Origin of the sequence: Rheinheimera texasensis, assembly GCF_964031785.1 — a bacterium.
GTDB lineage: Bacteria > Pseudomonadota > Gammaproteobacteria > Enterobacterales > Alteromonadaceae > Pararheinheimera > Pararheinheimera texasensis_A.
Window position 1 is genome coordinate 18,238 of record NZ_CAXIRE010000008.1, and the last position, 16,929, is coordinate 35,166.

A 16,929-nucleotide genomic window follows, 5' to 3' on the forward strand; every position below is an offset into this window, starting at 1 on the left:
ACCATTGTTGTAGCAGGAGTTAAAAATTGCAAGTCGCATCGCAGTCTGCGCCATTACCCGCTTTTAAGCCCGCATCAGGCCTGGGGAACGCCCATCTGCAAACTATTCTGGCGAAATATCTGGCACCGCGCCGGCCGCTTCACACCCGGGTAGAAATGCTGCAGCTGCCGGATAAAGACGAGCTGCAACTGAACTGGAGTCTGGACGCCGAGGACTGCAGTAAACCCTTAGTAGTGTTATTGCATGGCCTGGAAGGCAATATTCATAGCCACTATGTGCGGGGCATGTTTCATAGTCTGCGCCAACAGGGTTATGGCGTGGTGTTGATGCATTTTCGCGGTTGTCATGGCGTCGCCAATAAATTGCCGCGTGCTTATCATTCCGGTGATACCGCCGACTTTGCCTTGTTTTTACAACTTTGCCGCAGCCGTTATCCGCAGCGGCCTTTATTAGCGGTTGGTTTTTCGCTCGGCGGCAATGTGCTGGTGAAATATTGTGGTGAAACCGGTGCTGACAATCTGCTGAGCGGTGCGGTGGCGGTCTGTGCCCCCTTAGCGCTGGCGCCAAGCAGCGACCGGATTAATCAGGGTTTCAGCAAAATCTATCAGCGTTATCTGCTCGGTCGCCTCAAGGGCACTATGCAGCGCAAACTGGCCGTGCACGCCGATTTCCCGTTAGCGCTGACGCCGAAAGATATCGGTAAAATCCGCAGTATCCGCCAGTTTGACGACCTGCTGACCGCGCCACTCCATGGCTTTCGCGATGCTGAACATTATTACCACAGCTGCAGTGGCTTAAACTTCCTGCCACGAGTACAAAAACCTTTGTTGCTGATCCACGCCAAAGATGACCCATTCCTAGCGCCTGCAGCAATTCCGGCACAACTGCCGGCGGCCGTGCAATTACAGCTGTGTCAACACGGCGGCCACGTCGGTTTTCTCAGTGGCACACCGTGGCGGCCGCAGTACTGGCTGGATCAGGTGGTACCAGCATGGCTGAATCATCTTTCTCACACACAGGAACCTCTTTGATGCTGATCCCATGGCAACAATTAAACGCTGACACACTGCAACGACTGATTGAAAGTTATGTGCTGCGAGAAGGCACAGATTATGGTGACGAAGAAGTCAGCCTGGCAGAGAAAGCCGCCGCAGTGCTGCAACAAATCCAGCAAGGCCAGGTGCTGATCCTGTATTCAGAGCTGCACGAATCCGTTGATTTGTTAACCAAACACCAATATCAGCAGTTATTACAAAATGATCCGGCAACAGAATAGCAATCTGTTGCTGATAGCCCGCTAACTTTGTTATGGTACCTGTTCAGGATACAATATTCATTAGCAAGGATTTGAAGTAGTGCTGCGCGCCTTGCGTCAATATCTCAAACTGACTCCAGCAGATCTGGCAACGGCAAGCCCGGATAACTGGCAGCTCAGTGTGTTCCGTATTATGGTCCTTTCCGGTTTGTTGCTGGTGCTGGTCATTTGTGTACACAGTTCCTGGCAAGCCTGGCAGATTGGTGCTTACCATATTATTGCCATCACCTCGGGTTTTTACCTGGCGCTGTTGTTACTGCTGCGCCGCTCCAAAGCATCGCTGAGTTTCAGCGCCGTCGGTTTTTTGCTGCTGGTGATCTGTGCCGGGTTGGCCATTCTGCTATTTAACCCCGACTTTGAAATGGCCAAGCTGGGCATTGTATTTTTGTACGCCTTGCCGACTATCGCACTGATGTTTTTTCCGCTGCGGGTCATGGTTGGCCTGATGCTGCTGAACTTTATCCCTTTTGCTTTTTTGCTGTACAACCAGCCGTTACCACGCATATTCGATTTTTCCATCACACTGCCACAAACACACGCCTACCTGCACGGGCTGATTTTCCTGTTTTTTAACCTCTGCCTGCCGCTGGCGTCGGCCCGGATTATCCGCACTATTCAGCGCCATAGCGCCGGTCTGCAGCAAGCGCACAAACAGCTGTCGCAAAGCCATGATTTTTATGCAGAACTGTTTGAAAACAATGGCGAAGCGACGCTACTCTGTGCCGGCAATGGCCGGATCATCAAGGCCAATACCAAGGCCTGCCAATGGCTGGGTATCAACGTGGACAGCCATTGTTATCTGAGCCAGGTGCTGCTGCCGGAACAAGGCTGCAACGATAATGCCTTCTGGTTGGCGCAGGATTTACCCTGTATCGCCCGCAATCAGCCGGGGCGGCACCTGCAGCTCAAACATATGGTGCGGACCCGTCAGCAGCATCATGTGTTGCAATTGCAGGATGTGACGGCGATGGTCGAGTTAAAACAGCAGCTGGACCAGCAACACCAGCATCAGCACGTCTGGCAACTGTATGACCGGCTGACTTGCCTGCCTAAAGCCGAATTTTTCCGCCAACAGGCCGACGAACGGATGCACGACCAGCCGGGCTGGCCACTGCGCTTCTGTGTCATTATCCGGCTCTGCCATATCAAAACGCTGAATCAGCAATTTGGCTACGAATTTGGCAGCCAGGTGCTACAGCAATTTGCCAGTCAGCTGCGTCAGTCCCTGCGCTCGGATGCGTTATTGGGCCGTTTGCGCGGCGTGAAATTTGCACTGTTGCTGCCGATCCAGCCCGAGCCGCTGACACCGGCGCAACAAGCGGAATTAATTCATCAACAATTGCCAGACTCTTTGGTCATCGGTACTCAGCAGGTACAGCTGCGTTACCAGCTGGGTTATTGCCTGAGCGAAGGCCACGCTGATGCTGCGACCTTACTCGAACAATGCGAAATCGCGCTCGAGCAGGCTGACAATAATCTGCCGATGGTGCAATTCGCGCCGGAACAGGCCGCTGAATTGCAACAGACCTATGCGCTGGCGAATGCATTGCAGGACGCTATCCGCCAACGCCAGTTAGAACTGCACTTGCAACCCAAGGTCAATGGCGAAGGTCAGATCAAAGCCTTTGAAGCTTTATGCCGTTGGCAACATCAGGGCCAGTGGATTGCACCGGATTTGTTTATTGCCCTCGCCGCCCAGCACGGCTGTATGAAAGCACTGAGTCAGCTGGTGCTGGATTTGGCCATCGACATTCTGGCGCAGTGGCAGGAGCGGCACTGGTCCTATCCCATCGCCATTAATCTGGCCGGTCCGGAACTACTCGATGACAGCTTTTTTGCCTATTTGCTGGCGCAAAGTGCACATTATCCCTGGCTGACGAAACGGCTACAGCTGGAGATCACTGAAACCCATTTCGCTACACAGCAACCGGCGTTGCACACCCGGCTGCGCGCGCTCAGCCAATATGGCTTCAGTATCGCCATCGACGATTTTGGCACCGGCCATGCGTCCTTGAGTCAGTTAGTGGATATGCCGGCAGATACGCTGAAAATAGACCGGCGTTTTGTCGCCGCCATTCCACATCACCGTCAGCAGGTCAAAGTGCTGCATACCACGCTGCAGCTGGCCCGGGCACTGAATCTGACCACAGTGGCAGAAGGCGTGGAAAATGACATTCAGCGCAAGTTTCTGGCAAAACTCGGTTTTCCGCTGCTGCAGGGGTATTTGTTTGGCCGGCCGGCACCGGCAGAGCACTGGCACGCCCGGCTGGAGCAACAGCAACCGCTGCTGCCGGAGGTCAGTCGGTTATCGGGCGTGGAGTCGGATGTGGCTGGATAAGTTCGTGCCAGGCCAGCGTAGACTGGCCTATCACCATAAAATCCGGATTGGCTAAGGTTTCACGCTGATTGTAACTCAGTGGAAAAAACTGGCTGTCGAGAATACGGCCACCGGCTTCTTCGACAATGATATGCACGGCGCCGGTGTCCCACTCGCCGGTCGGGCCAAGCCGCATATAACAATCCGCCCCGCCTTCGGCGACCAGACAACTTTTCAGTGAACAACTGCCAAGCGCAATAAATTCCGCCTGTTGCTGCGGAGCCAACAAGGCGCTGATCAGGTGCTGCGGCTGGCGGCGACTGACTGCAATGCGCAGCGGGTCGCCCTCTTGGTGCTGCCGTACTTTGATGTGATTAATCAGATGGCGTTGTTGTTTAAAAGCGCCATGGCCGCGGGTGGCGTAATACCAGATTTGTTCTTTTGGCCAATAAATCACGCCCAGCGCCGGCCAGCCGTGCTCAACCAACGCAATGCTGACGGCAAAATCACCGCTGCGGGCAACAAATTCCTGCGTACCGTCCATCGGGTCTATCAGCCAGTAACGTGGCCAGTGCTGACGCTGCGCCAGTGGCACTAAATGACTTTCTTCTGAAATCACCGGGATGTCCGGTGTCAGTTCGGATAATTGCTCAATAATGATTTGATTGGCGGCGTAGTCGGCGGCGGTCACTGGGCTATTGTCAGACTTAATTTCCGCCTGAACCTCGCCACTGAGATACATCTGCCACAGGCGCTCACCCGCTTGTTGCGCCGTGATTTTAACCGGTTCGAGCAGTTTACTTAAAAACATCGGGGTGGCTGTCCAGATATTTGCGGGCCAGGAATAATGCGGCCACGCTACGAGCTTCAGTAAAATCGGCCTGTGCCAGCAATTCGTCCAGTTGGTCCCAGCGCCATTGCACCAGTTCTAATGGCTCGGGTTCGTCGCCTTCCAGCCGTTCGGCATAAAGGCCACCAGCCAGCACAATCTGCATTGTAGCATTAAAATATCCGGGGGCGAGTGCCACACTGCGCAGCTCCTGCAGCCAGGTAGCGCCAAAACCAGCTTCTTCTTTGAGTTCGCGATCAGCCGCCTGCAGCGCAGTTTCACCGGGGTCGATCAACCCTTTCGGGAACCCCAGCTGATAATCGTCAGTGCCGGCGCAATATTCACGGATCAGGTAAAAATGTTGTGGATCAGGGCAAGCCACCACCATCACAGCACCACGACCAGTGCCGCGCATCCGTTCAAATAAACGTTCTTCACCATTGCTGAATTGCAACTGCACCTGTTCAATCTTAAACAGGCGGCTTTGTGCCACGATTTCCTGCGCCAGAATGCGCGGTTTTTGCCTTGAATGCGGTTTGTCCGCCATAGCTCTGCCTCTGCTACAATGGCACATCACTTTGCCTGCACTACTATAAATCGGAAAGATGGAAAAACCTATGCTGGATTGGTCGGCGATCGATACTGTTTTACTGGATATGGACGGCACTTTGCTCGACCTGCATTTTGACAATCACTTCTGGCTGGAGCATTTACCTAAACGCTGGAGTGAATTAACCGGCATCGATGAGGCCGAAGCGCGCGCCACCTTGCGATCGGAATACGCCGTGCTGCAGGGCAAAATCGAATGGTATTGCCTCGACTACTGGACACGCCGGCTGAACTTGCCCATCACCGCACTTAAACGCGAGATCAGCGACAAAATCGCCATGCGCGAAGACACCCCGGCATTCCTGCAGGCGCTGCAGCAAAGTGGCCGCCGCATCGTGCTGGTGACCAATGCACATCCGGACAGCCTGTCACTGAAAGTCGAACTGACACCGCTCGCCGCTTATATTGACGAACTGATTTCGACCCATGAATTTGGCGTGACCAAAGAACAACAGGCCTTGTGGCAACAGCTGCAGGCACGGCTCGGGTTTGATGCCAAACGCACGCTGTTTGTCGACGACAGCCTGCCGATTCTGCACGCCGCGCAGCAGTTTGGTATCGCTCATTTATTGGCAGTGGCCAACCCAGACAGCCAGCAACCGGTGCGGCAGATTGATGAATTCAACTCTGTCAGCAACTACCACACTTTGGTACCGGCTATTCAATCGTCACCCCGTGTCCGTCAACGGCAGGAAAAACAGGATTGACAACTTTTCATTACACGGATATGTTAATAATTTAACAATGGAGAGTTAAATATGAAGTTATTCACCGGATTAATACTAGCCGCTTTGGCCACATCTTGTAATGCAAATGCAAATACGACCGTTTATTCGGCACATCGGTGTGATGCCCCCAACAAGGTGTATCGGACTGACGGCTCCGTGGCAAATCCAAATCCATCCACGACCTTGTCTTATTGGTGTGATGTGCCGAATACAGGTGCAGTATACAATGTGGCTATCCGAGTTTATGATGCTAATCCCAGTAAGAGCCTAAGCTGTTCTTTGTATACATACGCGGCAGACGGTTCTTCATCAGTCTTGCAAAACCAAAGTACCACGACGACTGCAGTTGGTGGTTACACACTTACTTTTACTAACGTCGTGAACTATGCCGACGCAAGTTATTCAATTGCTTGTGTTCTGCCTGAAAGCTATTCAGGTCAGGAGAGTAAAATCTTTAACTATAAAATAGGTAACTGAAGAGCTCTGAACTAGCCTATTGGTTGTGACTATTCAAGAACAGCAGGTCAAAACCCACTGTTCTTTTATTTTATCGGAGCTCGTAAACACCGAAACGTTAGCGTTACTGCGTACGGATCTGGCCACCGAACTGAATGTTGTAACGACCTTGCGCATCCGGCTGTGACACAAAACGCATGGCTTCATGGACTTCTTTCGGCATCGAGGCGTCCGGTTTTAACGTACCGGCTAACTGGTAACGGCCGGCCATTACGTCGGCCGTCACTGCCAGCGCCAGCGGATTATCCGGTTTGGTCACCAGCCGCAGATTGCCTTGTTCACAGCTGAGCGTGGCGTCAATCTGGCGTAAATCCAGCCAGCCTATCGGTGATTTCAGCCTGGCTTGCTGCCAGCTGGCGCTGCCATCCAGGGCGGCACAATAAGGCTCGCCTTTGGCAAAGTTATTGATGTTCAGCACTAAGGTGCCACTGGCATCGACCGGCATCGGCAATTGCAGATTGCGCATCACACCAGCCACAGGCCAGCGTAGCGTTGCCTGCTGCAGTGCATAGCTGCGCGGGCTGACCTGTCCTGTCAGGTTCAGATAGGGTTGACTGTCATCTTTGACATCACCGGCCTGCAGCCGCACACCGAGCTGGCCGCGCCACAATGACGAGAGCTCCAGCTGCCAGCGCAGGTTGGTCAGATAAACCGGTGGCCGCGACACCACATCCATCTGGCCTTGCCACAAAGTACCCTGCACTTTACCCAGCTGCACTTCAGGCGGCATTGGCACTAACTTCAGCCAGACCGAGGCCGGCGTCAGCACCGCCATAAAAATCACATAAGCCAACAGACCAGTGACAATAAATCCGAACTTCTTCATCAATCTCTCTCAATTGCTGTGACCGCCCTGGGCGCTCAGCTGGCCGTTGGCCTTATTTCAGCAGATATTCCTGTCACTATTCCAGTCGTTATTCCAGAACAAGGCGCCGCACCCGGACCACGCCCGGCATGTCGGTGTCCGTCACTTCCAGCTGCACCAGTCGCACGCCATGTTCCCCTTGCAGTAACTGCAACCAACGTAACAACTGCTCAAAGGGCACATCATCCAGCATCAGGTCGAGCTGTTCATCTTTTGGCTGCATCCGGCTGACTTTAATCTGAAATTGCTGGCTGCTTTGCGACACTTTGTCGCTGAGACTGCCGCCGCCAGCACTTGCCGGCGCAGCGGCCAGCTGCGGCATTTTACCTTTCAGCCAGACCAGCTGCTCGGCCGCGGTCTTCGCTGCCAGCGCCTGGCTGTCGCGCGCCTGATGCAGCGGTAACCACACCAGCGCATAAAACAAACCGATACCGCCCACCACACCAAGCACGCTTAATAATTGCTGCTCACGGCGCTGCAGACCATTCCACCATAACAAAACTGCTTTCATGATTTACTCCGCAGCGTCAGCGTACCCTGCACTTTGCCGTCAATCTGACTGAGCGCGCCCTGATCAACCTGATAACCCTGCTGCTGTAACTGGGCTTTTAACGCTTCAAAACGCTGAAAACTGGCGGCAGTGGCCAGCAACTTCAATTCAGATTTTTTACTGTCAAATTTCAGGTTATTCAGCACCACTGGTTCGGCCCCGCCTAAGGCTGGTGTCATGCCACCGAGCATCGCCAGCAGACTGTTTTGGCCCTGTGCACCGCTGGCCGCCAGTTTGCGTTCAACCTGGCGTTTCAGATTGACGATGCGTTCCTGCGGGAACTGCTGTTTATACAAGGCACTGGCCTCAGTCCGGGCTGTGTTCGCTTCGCGGCTGAACTGCCAGGCTTCGACACCGACCAGGCTTAAATACAACACTGCACAAGCCGCTGCCAGACTGCCGCTTAAGCGCCACTGCGCCCAATGTTTATTGCTGGCCTTTTTCGGCGCATAAGCGCCCTGTAATAAATTAAACGACACTGTATCAAGGCGTTGTGCCAACAAGGCCAGCGGCAATTCAGCCGGCGCCAGCTGATGCGGCTGTGCGCTGCAGCTGTCCGGCCACGGGCTGTAACTCAAAATTTCTGGCAATGCTGCTAACTGCAGATAGTCCGGCCACCAGCTGTCGTCAATACAACTGCCCTGCCAGTCGCTCTGACGCAGCAGCCATTGGCTGCCAAGCTGCACGGCAACCGGCTGTTCCAGCAGCGGTAATAACAACGCATCCGGCAATAACCGGCGCGGCGCAAAACCGGCTTGTTGTAACAGCTCCAGCCATTGCTCGAGCAGACTGCGTCTGAGCACCGCCACTTGCTGCAGATACTGGCTGTCGCGTTGAATAGTCTGGGCCGGTAACACCAGCAGCTGTTCGATATCTTCGGCCTGTTCCTCTTCCAACATGTAAGGCAAAGCCTGCAACATTTGCCGGTTCGGTTTGCCGGGTAATGCCACTTCTTTCAGTACCACATCACAGGCCGGCAACAAGGCTGTTAATGGCCGGTTGACGCCAATGCGCTCAGCCAACCCCGTCAGTTCACTGGCATCCGCCAGCTGGCCTGAGGCTATCACTTCGGCCGACGTTGCTGACCAAATCAGCCACCACAACGGCTGCTGCGGCACACTGCCAAGTCTGATGATTAATTGTTCACTCACCCTGGGCCTCCAAAGCGCCGCGCGACCACCTGCACCTGTTCATCATCCAGTTTCAGCAGGCTGGTCATACTAAAATTACTGTCGGCAGTATCGATGCTGATCTCTGCCTGAAAATATGCCGATTTCACGGCAAATAATGCTTTTACTTCAGCAGTCGGCGTTTGGCTGAACACCGAACTGTTGCTACTGAAAAAATCATCGACACTGTCGTAGCCTTTTTCCGGTCTGCCGCTGATCACGCTTTTGGCGTCCTCTTCGCTCAAGCCCGGGATCAACGCAGCCAACACCGGTGCCTGTTGCTCGGTCATCGTATTGACGTTGAGCTGCAGCGTGCTGACCTGTGGGATCACACAGACCAGTGGCGCGACCAGTGCATAATCCGCCGGCGTCATATCGAGGATCACCCGCAGTTCGGACTTGCTGACCATCAGACTATTGGCGCTGTAATACGGCATCTCCAGCGCGGCATAGTCGTTCTCTTCGGCACCACCGGCGCTTTGTAAGGTACTGTCCGGGTCCAGCCAGTCGGTGACCCGCGCGACCAGATAATCCGGCGGCAGCGATAAATCCACCGCATTTTGCTCCAGCAACCTTAAAAACGCCTGTTGCGCCGGGGTTTGCTGGCCTGGTTTGGCTCTGTTTGCGCTATCGCCGCTGTTATTGTTATTCGGCGCATTACCATCCCGGCCCGGATTATTATTTGGGTTGTCACCACTGTTGTTACCGGGGTTAGTGCCTGGGTTATTGCTGTTACCGGCCGGCAATAACGAGTTCAGGTTAAAACACGCCTGCAGATCGGTGACAGTGCCGCTGATCGTTGCCTGTTCCACCGGAAACACGGCACCCTGCGTCGCCCACTCCTGACTCAGGTTGGTGGTTTCTTTGCCCGCGGCGGACTTTTTCAGTAACCGTTGAATGAACTGCTCAGCGCCTAACGCCAGCCAAATCGCCTGCTGACGCTGCTGCAAATTAATCTGCCGTTGTAATTCCAGCTGCAGGCGCCCGCTCATACTGACCGCTATCAGCACGACAAAAGCCACCACCATCATCACGGCGATCAGCGCGACACCTTGTTGCCGCAATGGCAGCCGGTTATTCATCGGGCCCCCTGCGGCGGCAAGCCAAATACCCGCTCAATCACACCGAGTTGTGGCGATTTCAGCGTCATTTTCACCGCCAGTGGCCAGTTAGCCTGGTCCCAGAATTCTTTCCATTGTTCCTGACCATCTTCTTTGACCAGATAACGGAATTTCAGCTCATCGATGTCTTCCAGCAGCGGCTGAATATTCGGTTCGGTACCGGTCACTGCATCCGGGTACAAATAATACAACCGTTGCAACTGACGCTCTTTCAGCCGGTAACCGACCAGCTGCACTTCACTGCGCGCCAGCACCATACCCGGATTGGTCCAACCGGCATGGCTGAAAGTGATACCATCGTCATCGCTTTCAATCCAGTTGACGGCACCGGCTAAGGTTTGTGCCACTGGCGCTTCACCATTAACGCGGATTTGTCTGGCACTGATTTGCCAGAAGTCACGTTCAATCACCATCATGGCGCGCTGCAATTGTTGTAAGCGTAAAGTCGCGGCTCTGGAGGCTTCGTCGCTGCGGGTGACACTGTCCAGCACAGCCACAGACGCCAGCCCAACCAACGCAAAAATCGCTACCGCCAGCAGCATCTCAATAAAAGTGAAACCGCGGTTATTCAGCACGTTGCCGTCCGATAAAGGTCTGTAAGGTGCTGACCACGCGTTCCGGCTCTTCCACCGGCCGCACTGTCACTTTCAGCATGCGAAACTCGGCATCTTCGGTTTCCAGCACTTCCAGCACCCATTTCCAGCGATTTTTCGCCATCTCGGTTTCACCTTCGGCCGGCTGCGGTGGCCAGCGTGTATCTAAACGCGCCAGCTGCAGTTGATTCTCAGCAACATAACCGGCCATCGTCATCTCTTCGATAATGCCCATAGCACGGATATGTTCGGTGGTGGCGCGCATCACCGCCACACCGGCGATAGCAAATACCGCCATCGCGATCATCAGTTCAATCAGCGTGAAGCCGTTAGCGCGCCTGTTCAAGCTGCCCCCGTTCCAGTGGAATACTGAATACTGCTTTGAGGCTTTGGGTCAGCACCGGCCTTTCACTGTCTTCTTTTAGTTCCAGTAAAAACGGGCTGATTTCGCCGCTGGATAAAATAAACACCGTCGGATAACGCGGGTCTTTTTTCTGCGGCGGCGTGGTCTGAATCCCGGTTTGCCGTTTCACTGGTTTTTTCACTTTACCGTCTGCCCGCTCTTTATCCGCTTCGGCTTGTTGTTTTTGTTCTGCTTCCAGCTGCTTTTCTACCGCCAGTTCATCAAAACTATTGGCTTCGGACAAACCATCATCTTCCGGCTCAAACTCGGCACGGCTCAGCAGATTCTGCTCGGCCCATTCCAGGCCTTCCAGTTCAATTTTCGCGCTGAAACCCGGCTTAAATTCATAAGGGGCCAAGGCTTTCGGTTCGCGGATACTGCGCCATTTATCCTGTTCAAACAGCATAAAGCGGTAGCCTTTGTCATCGATATAAAGCCCCAGCTCGACGTTTTTCAGCATCGCCAGTTCGGCTGCCAGCTGCACCCGCGCCTGTAATTTTTCGGTTTCTTTTTCCAGCCGCTGCTGCCGGCTTTCGCCGCTGAAGGAATACACCACAGTGGCGGCCAGCAATCCGATGAGCAGGATCACCAGCAGCACTTCAATCAGGGTAAAACCTCCGGCGCGGCGTGGAATCATCAGTTTTGTGGCTCTTCGCCACCATCTAAGTTCCAGTTACCGATATCATCTTCAGTGCCGGCCGAGCGGTCCGGGCCTGGCGAGAAAATATCAATTTTGCCCATCTCACCCGGGCTTGCCAGCTGATACTCGCCATTCCACGGATCTTTGGGCAGGCGTTTGATGTAACCACCTTCCGGGTAGCTGCGTGGCATTGGTTCAGAGGTTGGCTGGGTGGTTAACGCCTGTAAACCTTGTTCTGTGGTTGGGTAAAAACCGTTTTGCATTTTGTATAGATCCAGCGCATTTTCCAGCTGCTGAATGTCCACCACCACTTTTTGCTTGTCGGCCTGCTCTTTATTGCCCATCAGGTTAGGTACCACCATACTGGCAATGATGCCGAGAATAACGATAACTACCATCACTTCTAACAGGGTAAAACCACGTGAACGTTGCATTGTATTAACCTCCTCCTACTAAATTGTTCAGTGCCAGAATCGGCTGCAATATCGCCATCACGATAAACAGCACCATACCGGCCATCACCGCGACCAGCGCCGGCTCAAACACTTTGAGCGAGACAGTGACCAGGGTTTCAAATTCTTTGTCCTGACTATTGGCCGCGCGTTCCAGCATGCCATCGAGCTGACCGCTTTTTTCACCGCTGGCAATCATATGCAGCATCATCGGCGGAAATAATTTGGTCTGATCCAGTGCCGCGCGCAGCGAAGAACCTTCGCGCACCCGACCGGTCGCTTCGCCAATCATTTGTTTCATATAGCTGTTGTCCAGCACGTCGGCACTGATGCGCATCGCCTCTAACAAAGGCACGGCACTGGCATTCAGAATACTTAAAGTGCGGGCAAAGCGGGCTGTGTTCAGACCTCGCGCTACTTTGCCGATAAGCCCCACACGCAAGATGCTACGGTCATACTTCAGTTTCAGCGCTGGCTTGCGCAATGCCCGTTTCAGCGCAGTCACCGCCAGCATAATCAGTAGTACCAGATAGACACCATAACTGCGGATAAACTCACTGGCGGCGATCAAAAACAAGGTCGACCCCGGCAGCGACTGGCCCATATGGTCAAACTGCTCGACAATTTTCGGCACTACTAACGCCAGCAGAATGCTAATCACCATCACGGCAAAGAAGGTCAGAATGGCCGGGTATAACATCGCCTGCATCAGCTGACTGCGCATATGCTGGCGCTGCTCGGTGTAATCAGCCAGCCGGTTTAACACGGCATCGAGATGCCCGGATTTCTCGCCGGCCGCCACCATAGAGCGGAACAAATGGTCAAACACATGCGGAAATTCGGCCAGGCCTTCAGCCAGGCTATAACCTTCCACTACTTTGGAGCGCACACCCATCATCATATTGCGCAGCCGCGGCTTTTCGCATTGCTCGGCCACCGCCAGCAAGGCGTTTTCAATCGGCAGTGCTGCTTCCACCAAGGTGGCGATTTGCCGCGTGATCAGCGCCAAATCGGCGGCACTGATACCGCTTTGAAACCAGTTGCGGCCACTGGCGATAATTTTTTCCTGCTGCGACGCCAGCTCAATACTAACCGGCGTCAGCTTACGCTCGCGCAGCAGCTGCCGGGCATGGCGGGCGTTGTCGGCTTCCAGCACACCTTTGGACGATTTACCGCGCGCATCCAGCGCCTGATATTCAAAGGCCGCCACTATGCATCCTCACGCGTCACGCGCAGCACTTCTTCCAGCGTGGTGATGCCGGCCAGCACTTTGGAAAAACCGTCCTGGCGGATACTGGGGCTTTGACTGCGGATGTATTTTTCAATCGACTGCTCACCTTTGCCATTGTGAATGAGTTCACGGCAATGCTCGTCGACGACAATTAATTCATGAATACCGGTACGGCCGCGATAGCCGGTCTGGTTACACTGTTCGCAACCAACGGCGCGGAAAATCGTGGCGGCTTCGGCTTTTTTCACGCCGAGCAGTGCCCGTTCTTCTTTGTCCGGTTCGTGGCTTTGTTTGCAGTGCGGGCATAACGTGCGCACCAGGCGCTGCGCCAGTACACCGAGCAAACTGCTCGATAACAGGAAAGGTTCGATGCCCATATCTTCCAGCCGGGTGATAGCGCCGGAAGCGGTGTTGGTGTGCAGCGTCGACAATACCAGGTGACCGGTCAAACTGGCCTGCACCGCAATTTGTGCGGTTTCCAGATCCCGGATTTCACCAACCATCACCACGTCCGGGTCCTGGCGCAGAATGGCGCGCAGGCCGCGGGCAAAGGTCATATTCACTTTGGTGTTGACCTGAGTCTGGCCTATGCCTTCCAGCTCGTATTCAATCGGGTCTTCCACCGTCAGAATATTGCGGTCTTTAGTATTGATATCAGTGAGGCCGGCATACAGCGTGGTCGATTTACCGGAACCGGTTGGGCCTGTCACCAGAATGATGCCGTGTGGTTTTAAAATCAGCTCAGCAAAAGCCTGCTGCACCGACAAGGTCATACCCAAATCAGCCAGATTCAAATGTGAGTTGTTTTTGTCGAGTAAACGCAATACCACGCGTTCGCCGTGGCTTGACGGCATCGTCGACACCCGCACGTCGACCGCGCGGCCGGCAATGCGCAAACTGATGCGGCCATCCTGCGGCACGCGTTTTTCCGCGATGTCGAGTTTGGCCATGACCTTAATCCGCGACACCAGCAGGCTCGACAGCTTGCGGTTTGGCCGCAGCATTTCGCGCAGCACACCGTCGATACGAAAGCGCACCACTAAGGCTTTTTCAAAAGTTTCGACGTGGATATCCGATGCGCCGAGTTTAATGGCTTCGCCGAGCATCGCATTGATGAGCTTAATGATCGGCGCGTCGTCTTCGTTTTCCAGTAAGTCTTCGGTTTCCGGAATTTCATCAGCCAAAGATGCCAGATTCACTTCGTTACCGATGTCTTCCATGATCTGCTGTGCTTCGCTGGAATCGCGCTGATAGGCCGCTTCCAGCATGGCTTCAAATTCGACTGCGCTCATACGCTGAATAGAAAACGGCTGGTTCAGCAAACGGCGGATCTCGAGCAAGGCTGTCGGCGCAGTTTCCGGTGCGATCAGCAATTGCCACAAGCCGGCCGCGTCCTGTTGCAGCAAGACTTTATGCCTTTTGGCAAAACCAAAGGGTAAACGGACTTTGATGCTGCCTTCAGGCAGGTCAACCGCCGCCATTTATTGGTTGCCCTCAGCTTTGGCCGGGGTCAGCTCGCCTTTGTCCATTTGCTCCAGCCGCTGCTGAATTTCCGGCGGTAAGGCTTTTTCCTTGCCCCAGACCGGCATCTCCGGCGTGGTAGTTTCCGGCATCAGCGACACGCCATTGTCTTGCTTCTGTAGCTGCTGCGCGCGCATGTAGTTGTATTTACGCTGGCTGACTTCGTTCATCACGCCGCCGTCACGCATAATGGTCGGTTTGATAAACACCATCAGGTTACGTTTTTTCTTGCTGGTGCTGGTGGAGCGGAATAAATGCCCCAGTACCGGAATATCACCCAGCAGCGGCACTTTGGATTCACTTTGTTGCACGTCTTCGTCAATCAGGCCACCTAACACCACGGTCGCGCCATCGTCGGCCATCACTGTGGTTTTGATTTCGCGTTTGGCGATGATCAGGTCTCCGTCAATAGCGCCGGCGCGGCTGGAGACTTCCTGCTCAATGGTCAGCCGGACTGCGGTACCTTCATTGATTTGCGGCGTGACTTTGAGTTTGATACCAATCTCTTTACGATCTTTGGTGGTAAAAGGGCTGTTACCGTTTTGACCCGGGCTGGTGGTCGTTTCAACCGGGACTTCTTCACCGACGATAAAAAACGATTCCTGGTTATCCAACGTGGTGATATGTGGCGTGGCCAGAATGTTCGAGTCAGTATCGGCTTTGACAGCCTGGATAATGGCGCCCCAGTCGTCTTTCACCACACCGAGTAATGCACCGTTTACCCCCGCCAGCGCTTGGGCAATATTGGTGTAATCCGGCTCTTGATCTGGTGTAGTTACTGTCGTCGTGCCAGTCGGTGTGACCGTTGTGGTGGTTGTACCCTTTTGAGTTCTTCCGACTGCAGCTGCGCCCGCAGCTACCGTCGAAACCGGTAATCCCGAGTTGGTAAACTGCGTCATACCGCCTTCAGCCGAAATCAACTGCACCCCGAGGTTAATGCCGGCAGTTTCACCGACTTCCACGATAATGGCTTCGACTAACACCTGAGCACGGCGGATATCGACCTGGCGGATCACTTCTTCTAAGTTGCGCAGCATATCCGGCTGCGCCGTGACAATCACCGAATTACTTTCAGTGTGGGCTTCAATACTGACTTCGCGGTTGCTGCCGCGGCTGCCGCCACCGCCTTGCGCCGCTTGCTGGGTCTGGGCTGAATTGGCTGCCGCCACCATCGAGTTGGAAACGCCCTGCAGCACTTTGACCAAATCTTCCGCTTTGGCGTACTTCAGGTAATAAACCCGGGTATTGCCCTGGCTTTCCTGTTCCGCATCCAGTCGTTTGACGATATCAGCGACGCGCTGACGCGCCTGCAATTCGCCGGAAACTATCACGCTGTTAGTGCGCTCGTCGGCGACAATTTTCGGAATAAGGAATTCCGGCTGGTCGCCTTGTCCTTGTTTTTTGTAGATATTTTCTAAGATTCGCACCACTTCCGCAGCCGAAGCAAAACTTAAGCGGATAATTTCAATATCCTGGTTCCCAGCTTTGTCGACACGCTGGATAATATCCACCAGCCGGTTCACCACTTCAGCCTGACCAGTCATCATGATGACGTTAGATGGGTCGTAGTTCACCACATGGCCGCCACCGGCCTGGTCGGTAAACTGACGCAGTAATGGCGCCAGTTCACGTACCGAGACGTTTTTGACCTGAACGACGCGGGTCACCATTTCATCGCCAATGCCGCTGTTATTGTCACCCACCACCGGGATGTTCGACATTTTGGCGTCTTTTTGCCGCACCACTTTCAGCACGCCGCTTTTCATCTCAACGATGGAAAAGTCGTACACTTCCAACACGTTAAGGAAAAACTGGTAATACTGCTGCTCGTTCAGCATCTCATAAGAGCGCACATTGATACGACCGCGTACCTGCGGGTCGACAATGATGGTTTTGTTCAGGTTTTTACCGACGATATTAATAAATTCGGTGATTTCAGTGCCTTTAAAATTCGGCTGATACTCAACCGCAGTACTGAAAAAACTCAGCAGCGCCAAGGCACCGGCACCCAGTTGCAGCTTCAAAGACGGAAGGCGAAAGATAGTTGATTTCATTGAAAATATGCCATTC

The 16,929-nt window shown here is 53.9% G+C and carries 18 protein-coding genes; 5 read left to right on the forward strand and 13 right to left on the reverse strand.

All coding sequences use genetic code 11. The features are described 5' to 3' along the window. Positions 1–26: 26 nt before the first annotated feature. The 3 genes from ABNT34_RS01075 (at position 27) to ABNT34_RS01085 (ending at position 3,653) form a co-directional block, all read left to right on the forward strand. On the forward strand, positions 27–1,031 hold the full coding sequence (locus ABNT34_RS01075; protein WP_348727999.1) for a hydrolase: 1,005 nt from the start codon (positions 27–29) through the stop codon (positions 1,029–1,031). After that, entirely contained in the window at positions 1,031–1,276 is a 246-nt protein-coding gene (locus ABNT34_RS01080) for a YheU family protein (RefSeq protein WP_348728001.1), read from the forward strand. The genes ABNT34_RS01075 and ABNT34_RS01080 overlap by 1 nt, the downstream gene beginning before the upstream one ends. 79 nt (positions 1,277–1,355) lie before the next feature. Continuing rightward, positions 1,356–3,653, forward strand: a complete 2,298-nt coding sequence (locus ABNT34_RS01085; protein ID WP_348728002.1) for an EAL domain-containing protein — start codon at positions 1,356–1,358, stop codon at positions 3,651–3,653. Here ABNT34_RS01085 and cysQ read toward each other — a convergent pair. Further along, positions 3,613–4,443 (reverse strand): 3'(2'),5'-bisphosphate nucleotidase CysQ, encoded by an 831-nt coding sequence (gene cysQ, locus ABNT34_RS01090; RefSeq protein WP_348728004.1) that lies wholly within the window; start codon positions 4,441–4,443, stop codon positions 3,613–3,615. The genes ABNT34_RS01085 and cysQ overlap by 41 nt on opposite strands. After that, positions 4,430–5,008 (reverse strand): ADP compounds hydrolase NudE, encoded by a 579-nt coding sequence (gene nudE, locus ABNT34_RS01095; protein WP_348728006.1) that lies wholly within the window; start codon positions 5,006–5,008, stop codon positions 4,430–4,432. Before nudE ends, cysQ begins: the two co-directional genes overlap by 14 nt. A 70-nt stretch (positions 5,009–5,078) precedes the next feature. On the opposite strand from nudE, the gene yrfG reads away from it, so the two are divergent. Together yrfG and ABNT34_RS01105 are read left to right on the forward strand one after the other, a co-directional pair. After that, on the forward strand, positions 5,079–5,777 hold the full coding sequence (gene yrfG / locus ABNT34_RS01100) for a GMP/IMP nucleotidase (protein ID WP_348728008.1): 699 nt from the start codon (positions 5,079–5,081) through the stop codon (positions 5,775–5,777). Between the two features lie 51 nt (positions 5,778–5,828). Further along, positions 5,829–6,275, forward strand: coding sequence for a hypothetical protein (locus ABNT34_RS01105; RefSeq protein WP_348728009.1), 447 nt, complete (start codon positions 5,829–5,831; stop codon positions 6,273–6,275). A 103-nt stretch (positions 6,276–6,378) separates the two neighbouring features. On the opposite strand, the gene ABNT34_RS01110 is transcribed toward ABNT34_RS01105, so the two are convergent. The 11 genes from ABNT34_RS01110 to gspD form a co-directional block, all read right to left on the reverse strand. Beyond that, positions 6,379–7,140, reverse strand: a complete 762-nt coding sequence (locus ABNT34_RS01110) for a type II secretion system protein N (protein WP_348728010.1) — start codon at positions 7,138–7,140, stop codon at positions 6,379–6,381. A gap of 88 nt (positions 7,141–7,228) precedes the next feature. Further along, a complete protein-coding gene (gspM, locus tag ABNT34_RS01115) occupies positions 7,229–7,690 on the reverse strand; it encodes a type II secretion system protein GspM (RefSeq protein ID WP_348728011.1) in 462 nt (153 codons plus the stop codon). Continuing rightward, positions 7,687–8,880, reverse strand: coding sequence for a type II secretion system protein GspL (gene gspL / locus ABNT34_RS01120; protein WP_348728012.1), 1,194 nt, complete (start codon positions 8,878–8,880; stop codon positions 7,687–7,689). The genes gspM and gspL overlap by 4 nt, the downstream gene beginning before the upstream one ends. Further along, positions 8,877–9,980, reverse strand: a complete 1,104-nt coding sequence (gene gspK, locus ABNT34_RS01125) for a type II secretion system minor pseudopilin GspK (RefSeq protein ID WP_348728013.1) — start codon at positions 9,978–9,980, stop codon at positions 8,877–8,879. Before gspK ends, gspL begins: the two co-directional genes overlap by 4 nt. Further along, positions 9,977–10,594, reverse strand: a complete 618-nt coding sequence (gene gspJ, locus ABNT34_RS01130) for a type II secretion system minor pseudopilin GspJ (RefSeq protein ID WP_348728015.1) — start codon at positions 10,592–10,594, stop codon at positions 9,977–9,979. Before gspJ ends, gspK begins: the two co-directional genes overlap by 4 nt. Then, positions 10,584–10,958, reverse strand: coding sequence for a type II secretion system minor pseudopilin GspI (gene gspI, locus ABNT34_RS01135; RefSeq protein WP_348728017.1), 375 nt, complete (start codon positions 10,956–10,958; stop codon positions 10,584–10,586). Before gspI ends, gspJ begins: the two co-directional genes overlap by 11 nt. After that, entirely contained in the window at positions 10,942–11,652 is a 711-nt protein-coding gene (gene gspH, locus ABNT34_RS01140; protein ID WP_348728019.1) for a type II secretion system minor pseudopilin GspH, read from the reverse strand. Before gspH ends, gspI begins: the two co-directional genes overlap by 17 nt. Then, positions 11,652–12,089 (reverse strand): type II secretion system major pseudopilin GspG, encoded by a 438-nt coding sequence (gene gspG / locus ABNT34_RS01145; RefSeq protein WP_348728020.1) that lies wholly within the window; start codon positions 12,087–12,089, stop codon positions 11,652–11,654. Before gspG ends, gspH begins: the two co-directional genes overlap by 1 nt. A gap of 4 nt (positions 12,090–12,093) precedes the next feature. Next, the gene (gspF, locus tag ABNT34_RS01150; protein ID WP_348728022.1) at positions 12,094–13,317 is read right to left on the reverse strand and encodes a type II secretion system inner membrane protein GspF; all 1,224 of its coding nucleotides are present in this window, start codon (positions 13,315–13,317) and stop codon (positions 12,094–12,096) included. Continuing rightward, positions 13,317–14,819, reverse strand: coding sequence for a type II secretion system ATPase GspE (gene gspE / locus ABNT34_RS01155; protein WP_348728024.1), 1,503 nt, complete (start codon positions 14,817–14,819; stop codon positions 13,317–13,319). The genes gspF and gspE overlap by 1 nt, the downstream gene beginning before the upstream one ends. Then, a complete protein-coding gene (gene gspD, locus ABNT34_RS01160; RefSeq protein WP_348728026.1) occupies positions 14,820–16,913 on the reverse strand; it encodes a type II secretion system secretin GspD in 2,094 nt (697 codons plus the stop codon). Between the last annotated feature and the right edge of the window lie 16 nt (positions 16,914–16,929).